Origin of the sequence: Rhizobium sp. BK456 (genome assembly GCF_014194045.1) — a bacterium.
Lineage (GTDB): Bacteria > Pseudomonadota > Alphaproteobacteria > Rhizobiales > Rhizobiaceae > Rhizobium > Rhizobium redzepovicii.
Genome location: NZ_JACIAO010000004.1, coordinates 316,053 through 336,323, shown reverse-complemented (window position 1 = coordinate 336,323; position 20,271 = coordinate 316,053). Strand labels below are relative to the sequence as shown.

General features: G+C 60.5%; 19 protein-coding genes. 12 read left to right on the top strand and 7 right to left on the bottom strand.

All coding sequences use genetic code 11. The features are described from left to right. Window positions 1-17: 17 nt before the first annotated feature. The 3 genes from FHX03_RS14380 to oiaX are packed head-to-tail and all read right to left on the bottom strand — an operon-like array spanning window position 18 to window position 3,378. Window positions 18-782, bottom strand: coding sequence for a triose-phosphate isomerase (locus FHX03_RS14380; RefSeq protein WP_131710575.1), 765 nt, complete (start codon window positions 780-782; stop codon window positions 18-20). Then, window positions 782-2,116: a four-carbon acid sugar kinase family protein gene (locus FHX03_RS14375; RefSeq protein ID WP_183854407.1), complete on the bottom strand. Its 1,335-nt coding sequence runs from the start codon at window positions 2,114-2,116 to the stop codon at window positions 782-784. Before FHX03_RS14375 ends, FHX03_RS14380 begins: the two co-directional genes overlap by 1 nt. 5 nt (window positions 2,117-2,121) lie before the next feature. Further along, window positions 2,122-3,378, bottom strand: coding sequence for a 3-oxo-isoapionate-4-phosphate decarboxylase OiaX (oiaX, locus tag FHX03_RS14370; RefSeq protein ID WP_131710573.1), 1,257 nt, complete (start codon window positions 3,376-3,378; stop codon window positions 2,122-2,124). Window positions 3,379-3,555: 177 nt separating this feature from the next. Between oiaX and FHX03_RS14365 the strand changes: the two genes are divergently transcribed. The 8 genes from FHX03_RS14365 (at window position 3,556) to FHX03_RS14330 (ending at window position 11,855) form a co-directional block, all read left to right on the top strand. Beyond that, window positions 3,556-4,260, top strand: a complete 705-nt coding sequence (locus tag FHX03_RS14365; RefSeq protein ID WP_097624233.1) for a transcriptional regulator NanR — start codon at window positions 3,556-3,558, stop codon at window positions 4,258-4,260. A gap of 93 nt (window positions 4,261-4,353) precedes the next feature. Next, window positions 4,354-4,674 (top strand): hypothetical protein, encoded by a 321-nt coding sequence (locus FHX03_RS14360; RefSeq protein ID WP_097624232.1) that lies wholly within the window; start codon window positions 4,354-4,356, stop codon window positions 4,672-4,674. Between the two features lie 144 nt (window positions 4,675-4,818). After that, entirely contained in the window at window positions 4,819-5,823 is a 1,005-nt protein-coding gene (locus FHX03_RS14355; RefSeq protein ID WP_131710571.1) for a LacI family DNA-binding transcriptional regulator, read from the top strand. Window positions 5,824-5,859: 36 nt separating this feature from the next. Next, entirely contained in the window at window positions 5,860-7,152 is a 1,293-nt protein-coding gene (locus FHX03_RS14350; protein WP_183854198.1) for an ABC transporter substrate-binding protein, read from the top strand. Window positions 7,153-7,243: 91 nt separating this feature from the next. After that, window positions 7,244-8,182: a carbohydrate ABC transporter permease gene (locus FHX03_RS14345; protein WP_097624229.1), complete on the top strand. Its 939-nt coding sequence runs from the start codon at window positions 7,244-7,246 to the stop codon at window positions 8,180-8,182. Next, on the top strand, window positions 8,175-9,068 hold the full coding sequence (locus tag FHX03_RS14340; RefSeq protein WP_097624228.1) for a carbohydrate ABC transporter permease: 894 nt from the start codon (window positions 8,175-8,177) through the stop codon (window positions 9,066-9,068). Before FHX03_RS14345 ends, FHX03_RS14340 begins: the two co-directional genes overlap by 8 nt. A 4-nt stretch (window positions 9,069-9,072) precedes the next feature. Continuing rightward, on the top strand, window positions 9,073-10,791 hold the full coding sequence (locus FHX03_RS14335) for a GH32 C-terminal domain-containing protein (protein WP_183854196.1): 1,719 nt from the start codon (window positions 9,073-9,075) through the stop codon (window positions 10,789-10,791). Between the two features lie 20 nt (window positions 10,792-10,811). Then, window positions 10,812-11,855, top strand: a complete 1,044-nt coding sequence (locus FHX03_RS14330) for an ABC transporter ATP-binding protein (protein ID WP_183854194.1) — start codon at window positions 10,812-10,814, stop codon at window positions 11,853-11,855. A 95-nt stretch (window positions 11,856-11,950) separates the two neighbouring features. Here the strand turns inward: FHX03_RS14330 and FHX03_RS14325 are convergent, their stop codons facing one another. Further along, window positions 11,951-13,024, bottom strand: a complete 1,074-nt coding sequence (locus FHX03_RS14325; RefSeq protein WP_183854192.1) for a saccharopine dehydrogenase family protein — start codon at window positions 13,022-13,024, stop codon at window positions 11,951-11,953. 103 nt (window positions 13,025-13,127) lie between these two features. Between FHX03_RS14325 and FHX03_RS14320 the strand changes: the two genes are divergently transcribed. From FHX03_RS14320 to FHX03_RS14310, 3 genes are all read left to right on the top strand, one after another. Further along, window positions 13,128-13,724 (top strand): TetR/AcrR family transcriptional regulator, encoded by a 597-nt coding sequence (locus FHX03_RS14320; protein ID WP_131710565.1) that lies wholly within the window; start codon window positions 13,128-13,130, stop codon window positions 13,722-13,724. Between the two features lie 298 nt (window positions 13,725-14,022). Then, window positions 14,023-14,277, top strand: a complete 255-nt coding sequence (locus FHX03_RS14315; RefSeq protein WP_003550301.1) for a FitA-like ribbon-helix-helix domain-containing protein — start codon at window positions 14,023-14,025, stop codon at window positions 14,275-14,277. Beyond that, a complete protein-coding gene (locus tag FHX03_RS14310; RefSeq protein WP_097629453.1) occupies window positions 14,274-14,693 on the top strand; it encodes a type II toxin-antitoxin system VapC family toxin in 420 nt (139 codons plus the stop codon). Before FHX03_RS14315 ends, FHX03_RS14310 begins: the two co-directional genes overlap by 4 nt. A gap of 97 nt (window positions 14,694-14,790) precedes the next feature. Here FHX03_RS14310 and FHX03_RS14305 read toward each other — a convergent pair whose 3' ends face one another. The 3 genes from FHX03_RS14305 to FHX03_RS14295 all read right to left on the bottom strand — a co-directional run bounded on the left by FHX03_RS14305 (window position 14,791) and on the right by FHX03_RS14295 (window position 18,508). Continuing rightward, window positions 14,791-16,785: a glycosyltransferase gene (locus tag FHX03_RS14305; RefSeq protein ID WP_183854190.1), complete on the bottom strand. Its 1,995-nt coding sequence runs from the start codon at window positions 16,783-16,785 to the stop codon at window positions 14,791-14,793. Beyond that, window positions 16,767-17,999 carry an HlyD family secretion protein gene (locus tag FHX03_RS14300; protein ID WP_131710562.1) on the bottom strand — a complete coding sequence of 411 codons (1,233 nt, stop codon included), beginning with the start codon at window positions 17,997-17,999 and terminating at the stop codon, window positions 16,767-16,769. Before FHX03_RS14300 ends, FHX03_RS14305 begins: the two co-directional genes overlap by 19 nt. Window positions 18,000-18,307: 308 nt before the next feature. Then, window positions 18,308-18,508 carry a hypothetical protein gene (locus FHX03_RS14295; RefSeq protein ID WP_003591985.1) on the bottom strand — a complete coding sequence of 67 codons (201 nt, stop codon included), beginning with the start codon at window positions 18,506-18,508 and terminating at the stop codon, window positions 18,308-18,310. A gap of 616 nt (window positions 18,509-19,124) precedes the next feature. Between FHX03_RS14295 and FHX03_RS14290 the strand changes: the two genes are divergently transcribed. After that, the gene (locus tag FHX03_RS14290; RefSeq protein WP_097629451.1) at window positions 19,125-20,267 is read left to right on the top strand and encodes a helix-turn-helix transcriptional regulator; all 1,143 of its coding nucleotides are present in this window, start codon (window positions 19,125-19,127) and stop codon (window positions 20,265-20,267) included. Window positions 20,268-20,271: the final 4 nt, after the last annotated feature.

Here is a 20,271-nt window from a genome sequence, read left to right as displayed (position 1 = left end):
CCCTCAGGCATGGAAAATCACCTTTCGATCGCCGCGCTGACGCGACGAAGAATGTCGAGGTAACCGTCGACGCCCCAGGCGGAGCGGCCGATAAACAGGCCGTCGATATGCGCCTCGGTGATCAGTTCCTCACAATTTTCCGGATTGACGCTGCCGCCGTAGAGAATCGGCACCGCACGGCCAAGAATGGATTTCGCCACCTCGGCGATCTTGCCGTGCCGCTCCGACGCGTAGTCGGCGGTCGCCGGTATGCCCTTGGCGCCGATCGCCCAGACAGGCTCATAGGCAAGCAGGATCGGAGCCTTGTCGGCCTCCGTGTCGACGCCGCGCAGCGCCGCCTCGACCTGGCGCCGCAAAACCGCATCGGCCCGGCCCTCCTGGCGCTCCTGCAGGGTCTCGCCGATGCAGATCAGCGGCGTCAAGCCATGGCGGATCGCGGCGGAAACCTTGAGGCCGACGGTTTCGTCGGTCTCGCCGAAATGCTCGCGGCGCTCGGAATGGCCGAGCTCGACGATGTCGAGCTGGCAGTCCTTCAGCATCAGAGGAGAAATCTCGCCGGTCCAGGCGCCGGCATCCTCCCAGTGCATGTTCTGGGCGCCGACCTTCACCGAGGTCTCGGCCAGCAGCCGCTTGACCTCGCGCACCGCGGTAAAGGCGGGAATGACGAAGCGCTGCACGCGGGTATCGCGTTCCGCGTCCGTCGCTGCGAGGCGGTGCGCGAAAGCCAGAGCGTCCTCCACCGTCTTGTTCATCTTGAAGCTGGTGCCGACCCAGACGACCATCAGTTCTTCCTTCCCAGACGGATCTGCGCGAAATAGCCGTCCGTTCCGACCTGGCCGCCTTTCAGCGCGATATGCAGACCATTGGTCGGCGGGTAATCGCCATGGGCGAGGCATAGCGGCGAACCCGGCGTCTGGGGCAGCGGCAGAAGCGTCGTCAGCGCGTCGATCTTCAATTGCCGGAGCGCATGGCTCGACGTGTCGCCGCCGGCAACGACGGCGCGCGACAGCCCTTCCGCTTCGATCAGCCGTCGCAGGATCGTGCCGAGGGTACTGCCGAGCCGGTGGCGGGCGCCCGGCAGCCGGTCGATATCGGCGCCGCGGTCCGCGGATGGGCCGAGCGCCGTATAGAGGATGACGCTCTTGCCGTCTTTCAGCTTGCTGACACCCGCCTGCACGGCCGCTTCCACGGCGGCTTCGCCATTGGAAACCAGCGCGAGCGGGTCGAGCGCAATGCTCTCGAAACCGTTCTCGGCAGCCGTGCGAATCTGGCGCTCGGTGGTCGGCGAGACGCTGCCGGAGACGACGGCGAGGCGATCGACCGGGCCGATATCGGCAAATTCGGCGCCGATCTCACCGATCAGGCCGGCCTGCCGCCAGGCGCTGAGCAGGGCATATTCGACACCAGAGGAGCCGGCGACGAAACCTCCCGAACGGCCTGTGACCCGCAGCATCTGCCGGCCGGCGGCCGCCTGTGTTGCTGCGGAGTCGACATCGAGGAGCAGTATCCCTTCGCCATTCGATGTCAGCGCGTCGATCCGTTGGTCGGCGTCCGCCGCGGTGATCGCGACGAGATCGGCAAGCAGGACGGGGAGGGAGGTCTGCTTCGACAGATGGAGCGCAAGATCCGCCTCGTCCATCGGCGTGACGGGATGGCGGCTCATGACAGGGTGGCGGTCGATGCGGAAGACGCGGCCCTGATAGGCGGCGAAGAGATTGCCGAAGGCCGTATAGCGCTTCAATTGCGGCGCGCCCACGATAACCGCCACGATGGACTGTCCGAAACGCCTGCGGCCGATTTCGATCGCCTTGCCGATATTGCCGACCCCCGGGCTGGAATCGAAGGTCGAGCAGACCTTGTAATGGCAGATCGAAGCACCGAGCGAACTCAGCCAGTCGAAGGCCGGCGCAAGGTGTTCCTCCATCCACGCCGGCGTTTCGCTGCGGCTCGTTCCCGCCAAGCCGATCGCGCGGCAGTGTTTGAAGCGGGCGAAGAATTCCGGCGAGGGAAGGTCGAGGAAGAGCACGGTCTCGACACCGTTCGAGGCAAGCGCCTCCATGACGTCGGTCGAGCCGGTAAAATCATCGCCGTAATAGCTGACGAGACGTCCGTCCATATCGCTCACGCGCCTTTGCCATCGCTGAATTTCGCAATCGAGGCGGCAAGCTCCGGATAATCTCTCGCGTAGACCTCCAGCGGAATGTCGGCGACCGCCGCCTGCCAGGCCTGCTGCACGGCGCGAACGCCGGCGGCCGGGCCGCCGGGATGACTGACGATGCCGCCGCCGCAGAGATAGAGGAGGTCGACGGTGCGGCCGGTGCGCTGATAGGTCTCCGGCGCCTGTCCGCCCCACTGGCCGGAACCTGCGACCGGAAGCGGCCGGTCGGCGGCGTCGAACAGCGGCGCGCTGATGGCCTTGAAAGACGAGACGAAGCTGTCATCGGGCTCCCAATATTTCACCCTGATGCCGTTGATCTGGAACTGGTCGACGCCCAAGAGCCGCCAGAACTGCTGGTAGACCTTGAAGTCCATGCCGGCGCCCGGATCGCGCGTCAGCACGTCCCAGCCGTTTCGATGCGCGTGCAGCACCAGGCTGGAGCGCTTGCGCAGAAAGCTCATGCCGCCGAAACCGATCGAGTTGATGTTGACGACAGCACAATTGCCGCCGGCCGCAGCGACGATGTCGTGGTTGCGCATCATCTCGTCGGGGTCGGCATGCGAGATGCCGAAGGCATACATCACCTTCTTGCCGGTCTTCTGCTCATGATCGAGAATGCGCGGCATGATCGCCGCGACGCGGTCCTTGAGCGGCGAATAGGCCGGGCTCATCAGTTTCTCGTCGTCCTTGATGAAGTCGACGCCCGATGCGATCAACTCGCCGACGAGCTCGGCCGTCTCGTGCGGTCTCAGCCCAAGTGCCGGCTTGACGATCGTGCCGATAATCGGCCGGCCTTCGACGCCGGTGAGGCGGCGGCTTCCCGGTATGCCGAATTGCGGCCCGGGATGGGCGCTCTTGAAAGCCTCGGGCAGCTTCATGTCGACGATGCGGATGCCGGTCATGCCCTTGATCGAATAGACGCCGCCGATCGCGATGGTCATCAGAGCGGAGAGATCGGTGCCGATCGCCTCAAGCGGAAAGCCGATGTCGACATCGGCGCGGTGCAGCCGCGTGCCGGGAGCCGCCTCCGGCCAGGTCGGATGACGCCCATCCTCGAGCAGGCGGATCGCCAACACCCGGGCGGCGACACGCGCCTTCAGCTCCTCGGTCTCGCCCGGAACCGGCACGAAGGTCCCGGTCGACTGGTCGCTGGCGATCTTCTCCGCCATCGCCTCGACGCTGCCGGGCGTTTCGATGCGGTAGGTCAGGGTAATCATCATGAATGGACGGCTGCTCCTCTCGGCCAACACAGATTGTCATGGCGTCAACTTGTGATCTGGTATAATGAGTATTCCAATCGATGCAAAGCGGAATCTTCGGCCGCGCAAATTTTCGTTGCGCGCTTTGTCCTTGATCCGAAAACTGTTAGGAGGAGACATTTGAGCCAGCGAGATCTCATGACCCAGCCCCTCGAACAGATCGTCCGCCGCAAACTATCCGACGAAGTGTTTGATCGACTTGAGCGATTGATCACATCAGGTGAGCTCCAGCCCGGCGATGAAATGCCCTCCGAACGGGTGCTGATGGAGCGCTTCGGCGTCGGCCGCCCGGCAATCCGCGAAGCCATGCAGTCGCTCGCCAACAAGGGCCTCGTCAGCATTTCACACGGCGAACGAGCCAAGGTGCTCAGGCTGACGGCAAAGTCGATCTTCCGCCAGGTCGATCTCACCGCCAAGATCATGCTGTCGCAATCGGCGGATTCGCTCGAACATCTGAAGAGCGCCCGCATCTTCTTCGAGCGCGGCATGGCCCGCGAGGCCGCCCAGCGCGCCTCGGCAACCGACATCGCCGATCTCAGGGATATCATCGAGCGTCAGCGCATGTCGCTCGGGCGCGCCGAAGCGTTCATTGACGCCGACATGGAATTCCACACCCGCATCGCCCAGATCTCCGGCAATCCGATCTATGTTGCCGTCAGCGAAGCCATGCTTGCCTGGCTGAAGGAATATCATACCGAGATGCTGATCTGGACCGGCAAGGAAAAGTTCACGCTCGCCGAACACGACGAAATCGTCGACCGCCTGGAAGCCAACGACATCGACGGCTCGGAAACCGCGCTGCTCAAACACCTCGAACGCTCGCGAGCGCTTTACGCGAAGTAGGGAGCTTTTGTTTAGCGACTGCTTGGGAACAATGATGTGCCGGCGAGGTTTTGGATAGGCCCGTCAGGCAAAAATCCCAAGGAGGATATGAAAATGCGTATGAAACTCGTAGCAGCTTCGCTTTTCGCAATCGGCATGGCCACATCGGCCTTCGCGCAGTCCAACCCAGCGCCGGCCGGCGCCACGATTGACAAGAACCAGGCCGATCAGGGTGGCGGCGCGGCCAGCGACATGAAGACCAAAAAGCCGATGGCGACCGATTCCACCACGACCAATTCCACGACCAGCGGCACGATGAAAATGGACAAGACCAAGTGCCCGAACCCGGTCAACAACTCGGCCAAACTCCAGACCCAGGGCGGCACCAGCAATGCCACGCCGATGGACGAAGCCTGCGCAGCCCATAACAACTGATCGGCTTCCCCAGGCAAAAACCCCGCTTCGGCGGGGTTTTTGCCTCATCTCACAGCCCTTATCGGCGGCATCCCCGAGCCAGCCTTGACTCATCGACAGGCGATTGGTATCAAGTTGGGTAATCGATAACCCAAAGCATCGCCCGTGACCACTTCACTCAACGACATAGCTGCCCGTGCAGGCGTTTCCGTCAAGACCGTGTCAGGCGCCTTGCATGGCGGCTCGGCGCGCATGTCGGAGGATACCCGGCAGCGGATCAAGGAGATCGCCGAGGAGCTCGGCTATGTCACCAACTTCGCCGCACGCAGCATGCGGCAGGGGTGGATGCCGCTCGTCGGCCTGGTCGCGGACGACTTGATCACGTCGCCTTTCGCGACGGAGATTATCAGGGGGCTCGACGGCGCTGTGCGCGCCGCTGACATGGCCGTTTTCGCCATGACACTCGGCGGCCATCGCAGCGTGGCGTCGATCCTCGACGAGATGCGGCGGTTTCGCCCGCGGGCGATTGCCTATGCCGCCATGTATCACAAGAGCGTCGACCTGCCGCCCGAATTTGCCGATGCGGTCGGCGTCATGATCAACTGCCGCGATGCCAACGACCGCGTGACCTCGCTGGTGCCCGATGAAGCAGGGGCGGCGCTGGAGATTACCAACTACCTGATCGACGCCGGCCGGCGCAACATTGCCTTCATCAATCTGCCGGGGCTGCTTGCTGGCGACCTCCGCGAACTCGGTTTCCGGCAGGCGCTCGATCATGCCGGCATCGACGGAGCCGGCGCCATCGTCCTGCCTGCCGTCAGCAAGGCGATCTACAATGACCGGGCGCACAGCCTCGTGGGCACGCATGTCCATGCGCTGATGAACGGCCCACGGCGTCCCGATGCCATCCTATGCGGCAATGACCGCGTGGCGATGGAGGCCTATGCGGCGCTACGCCGGACAGGCGCAAGCATCCCCGATGACGTCGCCGTTGCGAGTTTCGACAATCAGGTCGAGATCGCCTCGCGTCTCGACCCGCCGCTGACCACCATGGCGCTGCCCCATCGCGCCATGGGCCGCCAGGCCGCACAAATCCTGCTTGCCGAAGACCGGGCTCCGGTCGGAGTGCAGAAACTGCCGTTCCAACTGGTGGAGCGGGCATCCGTATAAATTGAGAAAGTCCCATTCAATTGAGGAGGAATTCAAATGGGTAAACGATTACTTTGGTCTCTGGTCCTGTCCTCGGTGCTATCAGCATCATGGGCGCAGGCAGCCGAGAAAACCGCAATCCAGGTCATGCATCAGGGCGATCCCGGTTTTGTCGCCGCCTACGGCAAAGTCGCCGAACGGTTCGAGGCCGCCAATCCCGATGTCGACATACAGTTCATCTATGCGCCGCACGATGCCTATAACGAGAAGTTCAGCGCCGCCGTCATGGCCAAGCAACTGCCCGACGTCATGGAACTCGATGCGCCGTTCCTCGCCAACTACGTCTGGTCGGGTTATCTTCAGCCGATCAAGCCGCTGATCGACAAGGACCTCCTCGACGACATGACGGAGTCCAACGTCGCCCAGGGCACATACCCGATCGACAAGGACCTCTATGCAATCGGCCTCACCGACTCGTCGGTGGTTCTTTACGGCAACAAGAAATATCTGGAAGCAATCGGCGCCCGCATTCCGAAATCCGTCGACGATGCCTGGACCAGGGAGGAGTTCGAAACCTATCTCGAGAAGCTGTCTAAGCTCGACGGGGTGAAGTGGCCGATCGACACTTTCCGCGGCTACGGCATCAAGACCGAATGGATCACCTATGCCTATGGTCCGATCCTGCAATCGGCCGGCTGCGATCTCATCGACCGCAAGGCCTGGAAATCCGAGGGAACGCTGGACAGCGATGCCTGCGTCGATGCTCTCGCCATGATGCAGAAGTGGGTCAAGAACGGCTGGGTCGTGCCGCAATCGGCCGGAACCAACCAGTTCTTCGCCGAAGGCAATCCGGCAGCGCTGGCGCTCGGCGGACACTGGGTTTATGCCGAGGCCGCCGCGACCATGAAGGACAACATCGTCGTCCTGCCGCTTCCGAAGTTCGGCGCCAAGGGTGCGAGCCCCAATGGCACCTGGATCTGGGCGATCACCAAGACGTCGAAACATCCCGATATCGCCGCCAAGTTCACCAGCTTCCTGCTGAAGGACAAGGAGTATCGGGCCTACGTCGCAAGCCAGTCGGGTTATCCCGGCCTGAAGAGTTTTGCGGCCGAATCTCCGCTCTATGCAAATGGTGGCCCGATGGCGATCGCCTTCGAACAGGCGTCCAAGACGGCCGTCTCGCGCCCGCCGCATCCTGCCTATCCGACAATCACCTCGGCCTTCATGCAGGCCGTCGATGAGGCGTTCAACGGCGGCGATCCCAAGGGGGCGCTGACGTCAGCCGCCAAGAAGATCGACGAGGATATCGAGGACAATGACGGGTATCCGCCGTTCGGCGACGGGCAATAAGAGCATCGCCGCCGACAGGTCGAAGCCCTGCGTTGTCTCCGGCAGGCATCGCAGGGTGGACCGGGATTAAGGGTTGGAGAGGAGGAGCTACATGGTGATGCAACAATCGATATCGTCGACATCCGTCCGAAAGGCTCCGGCGCGCCGGCATGACAGGGGACGGCTGATGCAGGAAGCGGCCATGCTCGCGCCGGCGGTGATCCTGTTGACCTTCTTTCTCATCCTGCCGTTCCTCCTGTCCTTCTGGACGGCAATGACCAACCAGCCTCTGGTTCCGCGGCCGACGCCCGTCCGCTTCGTCTGGTTCAACAATTTCATCCGTATCTTCCAGGACGATCTTTTCTGGACCGCCCTTTGGAACGTCTCGCGCTTCACCTTCTGGATCATTCCGGCGCAGTGCGGCCTCGCCTTCGCGACGGCGCTGCTCCTGCATCAGAAGCTGCCGTTCCGCAATCTGCTGCGCGGCATGTTCTTCCTGCCGGCGATCACCTCGATGGTCGTGGTCTGCGTCATCTGGGGCACGCTGTTCCAGTATCCCACGGGACCGTTCAACCAGATCCTGGGCTTTCTCTCCGGCGGAGCGATCCAGCCGATCGATTGGCTCGGCGATCCGCAATGGGCGATGTTCTCGCTCGTCCTGCTCTCAGCCTGGCAGGCCTACGGCTTCCAGATGATCGTCTACCTCGCCGGCCTTCAGGGAATTCCGGACGAACTCTACGATGCCGCCAAGATCGACGGTGCGAACGCTTTCCGGCGCTTCTGGCATGTGACCATGCCCGGCCTGCGGCCGACCCATGTCTTCGTGCTGGTGATCACGACCATCCAGGCGTTCAAGCTGTATACCCAGGTGGCCATCCTCACGCAGGGCGGTCCAAAGAGCAGCACCGAAACGGTGGTGCACTACATGGTCCGTTCCGGCTTCGAAGAGCAGAAGATGGGCTACGCCTCTGCCGTTTCGGTCATCTTGTTCGTGATCGTTCTCATCATCGCGCTGATCCAGCGCCAGCTCCTGAGGCGCTTCGATGTCTGATATCGCACTCTCGATCCCGCAGGCCCGCACGGCGCGGCCCCGTTCCCCCGCAACGGTTCTTCGCATCATCCAGACGACATGCATTTTCATCATCGCATTGGTGATCGTGTCTCCATTGCTGCTCCTGGTCGTGGCAAGCCTCAAGGATGACCGGTTCCAGATTCTGGCCGATATGGGCAGCTTCCGCGCCTTCTGGGTTTCGAACCCGACGCTTTCCAACTATGCCGAGGTCGGCCACCTCTCGGGTGAACTCGCCTTCGGACGCTACCTCATCAACTCGCTGATCATCCTGGTCACGACGGTCTGTTCCGGCCTGATCGTGAATTCGATGGCCGCCTTTGTCCTGGCCTGGGGATCGTTCAAGGGCCGCGCCGTCATCCTGTCGATCGTGATCGCGCTCTATGTGATCCCGCAGGAAAGCATCATCATGCCGCTCGTGATCATGGTTTCCCGGGCGGGAATGACCGACACCTTCGCGGTACAGATCGTTCCCTGGGTCGCCAGCCCCCTTTATATCTTCCTGTTCTACCAGTTCTTCGCGCAACTGCCGAAGGAATTGCTGGAGGCCGCCGAGATCGACGGCGCGTCCTTTTTCCGGGCGTATCGCTCCATCTTCCTGCCGCTCAGCCTGCCGGCACTCGCCACCGTGTCGATCCTCATGGGGATCGAGACCTGGAACCAGTATCTCTGGCCGATCCTGGTGACGCAGACCGACTATGCCCGGCCGATCGCGGTGGCCATCGCGACCTTCTTCGGACAGGACAGCATCTACTGGGATCGTGCGATGGCTGCCTCCGTTTTGATGATGATCCCGATCCTTGGGCTCTACCTCGCGTTCCAGCGCTGGTTCGTGAGCTCCTTTATTGGCTCCGCCGTGAAAGGTTGAATTGATGACAAGCCAAGCGATTTCTCCGTCCGATCAAGTGGGGCCGGAGACGATCAGCGCCGTCCTGCCCGAGGGGGCCACGATCCACGCCTGGATCAGGGCGCCGCATGCCGGCGCCACGGGCAGGCTGACGGCATATGTCGACGGGGACCCGGCCGGTGCTGTCGAAACATCAAATCCGCATGAATTCGAGTTTCGGCGGCTGACGCTGGAAAGAGGCGGAGAGGCGGCTTTCTCCTACAATCCGGTTACAACCGAAATATCGGTCCTCTATGCTTTTCTCCCACCCCGCGTCCTGGAAGAAGGCATCCGGCTGCTGCATGTCCGACAATGCGCCGCCACACCTGAGGTCCCGGGCAGCTATCACTTCCGTCCGCTGTCTGGTTGGATGAACGATCCAAACGGATTCGGAAGGTTCGGCGGCAAGCTGCACCTGTTCTACCAGCATTATCCGCATAGCCCTCGATGGAACAACATGCATTGGGGTCATGCGGTTTCTGAGGACTATCTTCACTGGAAGCATCTCCCGATCTTTCTTTTCCCTTCCGATGAACTCGCTCAGCAGGCCGACGGGCGGGGCGGGGCATTTTCCGGCTCCGCGATCGCTCTTCCCGGCGATGAAGCCGGCCTTCGCATTTTCTTCACCGAGCACATGAAGGATCGGCAACCGGAGGAACAGGTTCAGTTCACCGCCACCAGCCGCGATCTTGTCAATGTCGAGCCGGCGAACCTGATCCTGCCAGCACGTCCCGCCGGGCTCGGCCTGACAACCGACTTCCGCGATCCTTACGTCTTTTCGGGGCCCGACGGCAAATGGAAGATGTTGGTGGGCACACGGGACCGCGAGGGCGGCGTCATCCTGCTCTACGAAACGGATGATCCGGCTGCGGCGACGGGATGGACCTTCCTCGGCATGCTTCACCGCGAGAACCGCTTCGGGATGACGGCGGCGGAGTGCCCCTGCATGGTGCCGCTCGACGGTCCCGCCAACGACCCGATGACGCGCTGGGCCATGATCTTCGGTCTGCTGACCAGCCGCGACCCGGCAACGGGCCGGCGCAACATCACGCTTGCGAGCGTCGGCCGTTTCGACGGCCAAAAGTTCTCCATGGAATTTGAACAGGAACTGGATTTCGGCACCGATGCCTACGCGTTCCAGGCCTTCGTCGACCATGCCGGCCCGATCGGCATCGCATGGCTTGCGAACTGGACAGATGTATCAAGAGAGATCGACATGCCGACGGCGATGACCCTGCCGCGCCGGCTGGCATTGCAGAGCGGGGCGCTGATTACGCCGCCGGTCGCCGCTGTGGAAAGCCTGCGGCGGCACCGACTGGATGTCGGAGGCCTTCTGGAAGGCCAAACCGTCGCTCTCGCCAACGGCTCCGTCGAAATCCTGCTCACCTTGAAGGAAGCCGGCAACGCCTTCCGTTTGGAATTCGATCATTCCGAAGCAACCGTTGCGGTTCAGTTGAACGAGGATGGGCTGAGCATTCCCTTTTCAGTGACGAATGCCAAGGCATCACCGCGCTATATCGCCGCCGGCGCACGCCCGTCGACCATCCGGATCTTCCTCGATGCGGGCTCGCTCGAGGTCTTTGCCGACGATGGCCGCTGGACGGGAACCAAGCGGTTGCCCGGCTTCAAGGGCGTAAGCTCGGTGCGTCTGACCGCGCCCGAGGGCAATGTGTTCGCCGCCGAAATCTGGCAGCTCAGTCTTTAATCGCTGGAGCATGAAACGACATGGCATCGGTTACAATAGACGAAGCCCGCAAGCATTATGGTGCCGTTCCGGTGATCCACGGCGTCTCCGTCGATATTGAGGACGGCGAATTCGTCACGCTCGTCGGCCCCTCGGGCTGCGGCAAGTCTACCCTGCTCAGAATGCTCGCAGGGCTGGAGGAGATCAGCGACGGCGAAATCCGCATCGGCGGCCGGATCGTGAACGACGTGGCGCCGAAAGAGCGGGATATCGCCATGGTGTTCCAGAGTTACGCGCTCTATCCGCACATGACCGTCGCGGAGAATATGGGCTTCGCTCTGAAGCTTCAGGGGCGGAACAAATCGACGATCGAAAAGCAGGTGAAGGAGGCGGCCGACATTCTGGCGCTTGGGCCTCTCCTCGACAGATTGCCCAAACAGCTGTCGGGCGGCCAGCGCCAGCGCGTCGCCATGGGCCGGGCGATCGTTCGTCACCCGCAGGTGTTTCTCTTCGACGAGCCGCTCTCGAACCTCGACGCCAAGCTGCGTGTGACGATGCGGGCGGAAATCAAGGAGCTTCACCAGCGGCTGAAGACCACCACCGTCTATGTCACCCATGATCAGGTCGAAGCCATGACCATGGCCGACAAAATCGTCGTGATGCGCAGCGGCCGCGTGGAGCAGATCGGCAAGCCGCTCGAACTCTTCGACCGGCCGGCAAACACCTTCGTCGCCTCTTTCATCGGCTCGCCCGCCATGAACCTGTTCGAAGGCAAGGTCAGCGGCGGCAGGTTCGTTTTGGACAGAACCAGCCTGCCTCTGCCGCCCGGCCGGCAACCGGCGGACGCCGTCACCTATGGCATCCGCCCCGAGCATCTGTCGATCCGCGAGGACGGGGTGCGGGCCACCATCGTCGTCGTCGAGCCGACCGGATCGGAAACTCTCATCAACGCCAGGCTCGGAAATGCCGATATCACGCTGCTTCTGCGCGAACGGGTCGACTTTGAGCCGGGACAACAAATCTCGATCGCCCCTGACCTGTCGAAGGTGCATTTGTTTGGAACAGGCGGCAATCGCCTGAATTAAGATGGGGCGTTTTGACCGGCACGCCGATTGTGAGTGTCGTAGAGTCCCCTCGCAAAATGCCCAGTTTTTGCGAGGGACTGCTTTGGTCATGCCATTTATGGATGGACCTTCTGAACATCTGAGGTTTCTAATGCCTCAACCGACAGATCGGAGCCGAGCGCGCTCAGGAAACTCGCGGCATGGAAAATGGCAGCCGGCGGCTTTGCGCCGGTCTCGCGGATCTCCCCGGACAGGATACGCTGGACCGCTTCGCAAATGATCGGCGCCGTGACGGCATAGATGTCCTGTCCCTGGGCGAGACTCCGGCGGCACAGCTCGCCTTGCGTGACGATCACCTCGACGGCGAAGCGCTGCGCCGAACGCCCGGTTTCGTCGATGGCCTGGGGCGAGGGCGTCGAGGGGTCGCGAACATCGCGCAGGGCTGTCGTGCTGAGAAAGGTATGCAGCTCGTTGGTCCTGATGTGGCGAGCGATCAGCGGTACCTCCGAAAATGGAAGCTCGACGAATGTCTGGCGGCCGAACGGGGCCGGCAAGACGGCCACCTTCTCCGCCGGCGGCTGGTGCACGGGGCCAAGCTGGCCACCGCTGACCGCCAGGCGCTGCGCCCTGTTCTTCTCGCCTGTCACGCGCGTGCCTTTCGTGGGCAGCCAGCTGTCGAGCGCAACCCGGATTTCAACGGTGTCGGCGTGCTGCCATTCGTCCATCAGGGCTGCCACCAGTAGGTCGGCCAGTCCGCCGTAAAATCCCATCGCCGGGATGACGACTACGCCGGCTTTCCGGGCCGCAGCCTCATGCCGGTCGAACGTCGCCTGAACGCTCGGCTGTTCGGCCGTGACGTCGAGATAATGGATGCCGGCCCGCAACGCGGCACGCACGGCTGCGTCGGCCGTGTCCATGAACGGGCCGGCGCAGTTGATGACCGCCGCCGCTCCCGCAAGCGCCCGGTCGAGCGCCGCGTCATCCTCTATCGCTGCTTCGCGGCATTCGACGCCGCGTTCCGCAAAGCCCGCCTCCGCCAATCGTTCGGCGCTCCGTCCGATCGCGATCGGCTTGAGCCCGCGCCGCAACAGTTCGGCGACGACAAAACGGCCGGTATGGCCATTCGCGCCAAGGACCGTCACGGCCTCGGATGGTGTTATGGTGATGTCGGCTTGTTGGGTCGTGGTCATTGCTCTCTCCATCGCTACAGACCTGTCTGTACTTAATAAAACATACAGGTCTGTAGCGCGTCAATCAACTTTCTGCTAAGGTGACTGAATTGGAGATACGCGAATGACGAAAAGCACAGTGAACGCACCCGCCCCAGCCGTGAACGACGTGCGGGACAGAATTCTCGAGATGGCATCGGAACTCTTCTACCGCCGCGGCGTGCGTGCCGTCGGCGTCGATCTGGTGGTTGAAAAATCCGGTGTCGCCAAAACCAGCCTTTACCGCCATTTCGGCACGAAGGACGATTTGATCGCGGCCTTCCTGAAACGCGAGGACCTGGACTTCTGGAACACCTGGGACCAGGTAACCGAACAGCACGCGGATGACGCCGGGGCTGAACTCGACGCCCATTTCGAGTGGATCGGCGAACGGGTCGGCCGGGACAATTACCGGGGCTGCCCGCAGATCAACACGGCGGCCGAGTTTCCGGAGACCGGTCACCCCGCGCGCAAAGTCGCCGAAGCCCACATGCGGGAGATGCGGCGGCGCCTGAGGACCATCGCCGGGAGACTGGCGGTCGCGGCACCCGACCGGCTTGCCGGGCAACTCGCGGTGCTGATCAACGGCGCCTTTGTCAGCATGCAGGTGTTCGAGCCCGGCGAGGCCACCGGTTTGCTTCGTGATGCGGCGCACGCCCTGATCGCCGCCAGCCGCGGCTGACTCCCTGGAGGCAGATTTCTCGGCGTTGGGAAATGGATCAAGAGGAACGGGCCACGCATCGGGATCGAGAGTTCCCGACATTCGTCGATTGCTGTTCAGCCGAAATTTGTACCGCAATATCTCTTGTCGGCGCTCTTGCGCACACAAGGCTTTCGTAACAACAGGCCGCCGGTTCGGATCCCTTCAAGGCGAGGGAACTATGCAGATACGATTTCGTCCGCGCATCAATTTCCTTGAAACCTGGCGTCAGGGCGCATATATTGATATCAATGCCATCGTTTTAGCTAGATTGATATCAATGCCGGCTGTCACCATTCGCAATCTTTCTGATGAAACACATCGCGCACTGCGGGTGCGAGCGGCTCACCATGGCCGAAGCACAGAGGCCGAAATCCGGGACATTATCGAGGCCGCCGTTCGCCCATCTGAACGCGTGAAGCTCGGCTCTTTACTCGCGGCCATTGGTCGTGACGCTGAGCTTTCCAATAGCGACGTTGAAGCCCTGCAGCAAAATCGCGATAAGGCGCCCGCTGAACCCATGACTTTCGAATGATCTTGTTGGACACCAACGTGATATCGGAGCCATGGAAACCGGTTCCTGATGGAGCAGTGGTCGCTTGGTTGGACGCCCAAACCATCGAGACTCTCTTCCTTTCCGCAATAACAATTGCCGAACTTCGTTTCGGGATCGCCGCTATGCCCTCAGGCAAACGGCAAACTATCCTTCGCGATCGCCTGGAGGACGAAGTGCTTCCGCATTTTGCCGAACGCATCCTGCCTTTCGATTTTGCCGCCAGTCAATTCTACTCGGAACTGATGGCGCGCGCTCGAGTAGCCGGGAAGGCGATCAGCAAGGCGGATGGATATATTGCAGCCACTGCAGTAGCGAACGGCCTTGCCGTCGCAACTCGCGACACAAGCCCTTTTGAGGCCGCTGGGTTGAAAGTGATCAACCCCTGGATTCCATAAATATCATGTAATTTTAGGTGCCCTCGGTTCGACTCCACAAGGCGGTCAAGCGAGGCCAACGTCGTCAGAGATGCGGCGAACTCTCGCATGAGCCCGGCTACAAAGTGCGCGTTCGCCCGAATGACCGCAGCAACAGATTAAGGGAGACGGCAACCTTGTCGATGTCGCGAATGTCGCGGGAATATTGACCGGTATAGAGTTTGACAATCATGCTGTCACGCGCAGCGCCGCTGAGTTCGAAATACAGGTGCAGGTAATAGGCTTGCTTGTCGCCGCCGCGACTTATGCTGCTTCGTCGTTGAGTGACCTGTCCGAGCTCCGCTTTGAACGGGGCGAAGCCGGGGAGTTTCAGCATGACCGATTTGGATTGAAATCGGGCCATGCTGGGGACCGCAACGACCGCTTTGTCCAGTGCCAGACTGACGATTTGGCCGGGGACGTCGTCGACGACAGCGGGTTCATCGAGCTTGAACGCATGAAACAAACGCCGGGGTTTCTCAAAGCAGATCAGCGACGCGATGAGCAGGACGACGATATTGATGCCTGACCACCACGCCGCGACCGGTGAAAACTGGCCTTGTACATGCGACGTTTCCGGTACGACGTTGACCAGAAGTCCAAGGACGGTGACCGTGATCATGATTGCGATCCAGGCGAAGCTGTAGCGGTCAAACTGGTTCGCCTCGTTGCCGCTGCCCTTTGGCGTCACCCTGAACGGCTTGCCAAATGGTCTCACCAGGCTGGAGACCACGGTCGGCAACATGCGGAATGTCGAAAAGGTCCCGACGGCGCTTGATATCACAGGCAGATAGCGCGTCGGCGTGATCCACAGCATCAGCAGAAAATAGGCCGCCAGCAGCGGCACCTGATGAGAGACATAATCGGCTATATCGGTGAAATAGAGCGGGAGCAGGCCGAACCAGAGATAGACGATCGGGACCAGCAATATCGTGAAGCGGACTAGATACTGCACCAGCCATGACGCCGGCAGGAACATGATCCGTTGAAAGAGCGTCAATCCCGGACCGCGCAGCGGGCCATTATAGAGGTAAAGGGTTTGAATACCCCCCTGACACCACCGTTCGCGCTGCACGAAATAACCGGTCAGGTTTTCGGCGGCCAGCCCCATCGATAGCCGCTCGTTCAGATAGCGCGTCTTGTAGCCTTTGTTGAGCATCGAAAGCGTTGTCAGCAGGTCTTCGGTGATCGACTCCGTCGGAAATCCGCCTATTGCGTCGACGGCCTCGCGGCGGGCAATCGAGCATGACCCGCAGCAGAAACTGACATCCCAGGCGTCTCGGCTGGGCGCGATCTCGTCGAAGAACAAGCGCTGCTCGTCCGGCCAGATATTCTCCAGACCAAGGTTTGATTGCACCGGATCGACATTGAAGAAGTGTTGCGGTGTTTGGACGATGCCGATGCTGTCATCTGAAAAGAAGGGCAGCGTCCGGCGAAGGAAATGCCGATAGGGCACAAAATCGGCGTCGAAGATCGCAATAAACTCGCCCGAGCTGACCTTCAGCCCGTTGTTCATGTTGCCTGCTTTGGCATGGCTGTTGTCACCGCGCGTGACGTGGATGACGTTCTTTTCTTCGCAATAGGCCTTCAGCCAATCCCGGCGTTGATCGTCAAGCACATACACATTCAATTTGTCGGCAGGATAATCCAGCGAGCGGGCGCCGATGATGGTTCGCTCGAGGACGTCGAGCGGCTCGTTATAGGTCGGAATGAAAACATCGACAGTCGGCAGCTCACGCTGCTCCCGCGCAAAGAAAACGCGTGCCAGCCTGTCCGCTTCCGCGCTGCGGTCGACGTAGCGGCTCATCAATACCAGAAAGAGGATGACTTCGACGCAGGCCAGAATCTCGACGATGAAGAGGATCCAGACCCAGTAGAAACTCGGACCGCCGTCGGGATAGGGAAGCACTGTCTCCGTCAAGCGCCAGAACATGTATCGCAATGCGAATGCACCGACAAACGCGCAGGTCACCACCCGTGTCCAGGTGTGACGGCGTGACCAATTGAACGGCCCCAGGAAAAAGAAGGCCATAACGAGAAAGGTCGGAACCAGCGCTAGAAGATACTGAACCACAGGCTTTTGACCCAGTTGGACACGTCGATGCCGTGTTTGGAAAACCGTACCTGCACTGTGCGCCCTACCTGGCAGGAGTTCGCAAAGTCATCGTTCATGAAGGATGGATCGAGGCGAACCCGAATGCGGGCGTTGCGTTGTGTCGACGGCGGCAAACTGGCGGCAAAGGAATCGGTCTCGACCGAAGCCGAGCTGCCTCTGACAGAAATGACAGTACCCTTGAAGACATCGCTGCGGCCGAACAAGCGCACCTGCGCAACAAGTTCCGGGTAGATCTCGTCATAGTTGACCTCGGGAACAAGGATATCCACAAACAGCTCTCGACAGTCGAGGAGGCGCATCAACTCGTCGTTCAGCACGACGTTGGAACCGTTGACGATACTCCTGGTCCAGACAACGCCGTCGAACGGCGCTATTGCGGTTGCGGATTCAAGGCTGCTGACGCGGTTCGCCTCTTTAACCAGCTGCTTTTGAACTTCGGTCGCTCGCGTCTCGTTTTCCGCAATGCGCGAGTTCAAGTCGTTGATGCGAACGACAACCTCGTCTTCACGCTGTCGCGAATAAGGCACGTCATTCTGTCCGTCGCCGAAGACAAAGATACCCTGGCGGACCGCATTGAGCCTTTGTTGCAATTGATCGACAGTCAGATTGCTGATTTCGACCTCGCCGCCGGTCGCAGCACCGGCCGCACGCGCAGCCTCAACCAGCTTCTGCGTCAGAATGCCTTTTGACTCGAGCTGCATCCGGCGGCTTAGATCGACCTGGGCGACCAGATCCTGAGCTTGCGACACCTCGACTTTCTTCCGCAGGATTTCGACCTCGCGTTCGAGATTGGCAATGGTGGTCTGCTTGTAGACTTCCAATCTGCCAGACAATTCCTCGCGAAGCGCGGAGAGCTCCTCGCGTTCCTTTTTAAGTGCCGCGACGCGGTCGAGCGCCGTGTTGCGATCTGCCTCGAGCGAGGCGAGGATTGCACGATTGACGCGCGTATTTCTAATTTCTGCGAGGGTTTGTCCCGCTTTGACCGGGCTGCCGACCTTGAGGGGTTCTTCCGCAATCGTGCCGTCGATTGGGGCATTAACGACAGCAAACCGCGCATTGACCGTGCCATCAAGGCTCGTAAAGCCGGTAATCGTCGGCAATGAAACGACGGTCACGAGTGTCAGCAGCAGCAGGCCGACAACGATGCGTGTGATGCGATGATTCCAGATCATGTTGGCATCCGAAGGTATCGCTTCTGCAGCCATCCGTCCCAATCGAGCTGGTCCGGATGCAACCCATTCTTGCATAATTTAGCGCATTGAAATTTTTAGACAAGTGATGGTCGCAAGCCTGCAGCAGAAACAGTTCGGCTCTGGACCAAATGCCGCCGGCATAGGCCTGGCATCGTGTCGATTGGCGCAGGGAATGGTCAAGCGATCTCAGGCGCGGCGACTGACGTGATTAAAAATCACTGCGCCGCGCCTGACAATGCTGCCACCTCATCAAGACAAAAACAGAATAATTCCACGCGATCGTTTTTCTAATTCGGTCGAAGCTTTTTGGTCGCGATCAGCATGACGAGATCTTCGGAGGCATCTGCGAGCTCCAATGCCAATTCCGCAGCCGACCATCCATGTTTCTGCAAACTGACGAGCATTTCCACCATTGCGACTTCGACCTCTCGTCTGCAGCTCGAAATCGGCTTCAATTCGATTTGTTTCTCATCACATGCGGTCGTCATCTTAGCCTCCATTCTGCCAATGGGCAGCGTCACAAAATTCGCCAATGGGTGGATAGGGTAAGGGTTGCGTGCAAGCCTCGGCCTTATTACGCATCGACACAGACGGCCTCAGCCTGCGCGCAACCCCTTCGCCTCCTTATTTGCCGATGTCCGGCCTCAGGAGCGTCTCGCAAGAAGGTGAGCAGAGGAAACCCGCACGATTGGCGATAGGAGTCCTGGCGCCTGACAGTTATGCGAATAGGAATTGCTGTCGTAAGCCATTGCTCGCGCAAAGCGCGCACGAATATTGCCCCGATAGTTCACGACCTATCCTCCTCTGCTTGCATATTTTGTTGTGATTTAGTGTCGATCACGTTGAGAGTGCTTTGAAACTGCATTGCACTGGCAAGTGAGTATTTGGGCTTTCCAACCGTCCTTCGGAACTAGCCCGTGCTCATTTAAATACCGGAACAGGACGCAATTGTCGTTATCGCCGCATCCCGAAAATTATCGGTCCGTCCATTTCTGCTCGTATAGGAATATGATAAGTAGCTTATGCACGTAGGACTTCAGTCGATTCGGTTTGTCGGATGGGCTGCGCGGACGTTTCAGCCGGCTTATGCGCTGGAGAAATTCGATGGTTACGGAGTCTGGGGATGACCCCGCTGCTGGGAAGGAATGGCCGGCCCACCTGGAGCGGCGGCGCTGGCCGCGCGAACCGTCCCCGCAGAAAGAACATCGGGTGGACGTTCCGCCTGCATTGGTGCCGTTGCGGTTTTCGACGCGAGACCTGCCGCCGAAAGAACAATTCCAGTCCTGGCGATCACATATGGCGCCGCTTGTGGATGTTCACCTGCAGAACGGACAATCTGAGGACGACGGTTTTCTCGCGGAACAGACCGGCTGGCATCTCGGCGATATCCTCATCGTCCAGCAGCGCGTGCAGGCATGCAGCTATATTCGCGATCAGGCCATGCTGCGGTCGAGCCCAATCGATCACTGGAATGTCGGCGTACTTCGCAGCGGCCGGGCCTGGACCGAGGCAAATCGCCATGTCACGGAGACCGGCCCGGGCGAGATATTTTTCAGGTCTCTTGGTTACCCGTACCGCGGGCGGATGACCGATTCAGCCGCCGTGCTCGTCTTCCTGCCCTATGAACTACTGACCCGTGATGCGCCTCTTCTGCAGAACGCCCACAACATCGCCCTCTCCGGTAGCCTCGCCGAATTGCTCGTCAGCTATATCGACGGCCTGGAAGCGAACCTCAGCAATTTGACGGTGGAGGAGGCGCCGCGGATCATCAGGACGATCGGCGATATGGTCGTTGCATGCGCTGCATCGTCCGCAAGTTTGGACCGCGGTCAGGAACAGACCAATACGGGGCTGATGGAGCGGGCGCATCGTTATATTCACCTCAATCTTCATTCAGACAGCTTGACGCCTGACGTCATGTGCCGAGCGTTGGGCATCTCGCGGACGCGGCTCTACCAATTGTTCGAAACGAGCGGGGGCGTCTTCAACTACATTCGCAAACGTCGATTGCTACAGGCCTATGCGGATCTAACCAACCCGTCCGACAACAGGCCGATCTCGGAGATTGCCGAGGCCGCCGGCTTCGACGTTGCAGCTAATTTTACGCGCGCGTTCAGCCATGAATTCGGGCTCAGCCCGCGTGAAGTCAGAAAGACCATAGCAACGGAGCGCCCGGCCATCCCGGCGACACGTTTCATGCGGCGTTCTGGGACAACGATCGGCGATTGGCTAACGCTCGCACGTTGATGCG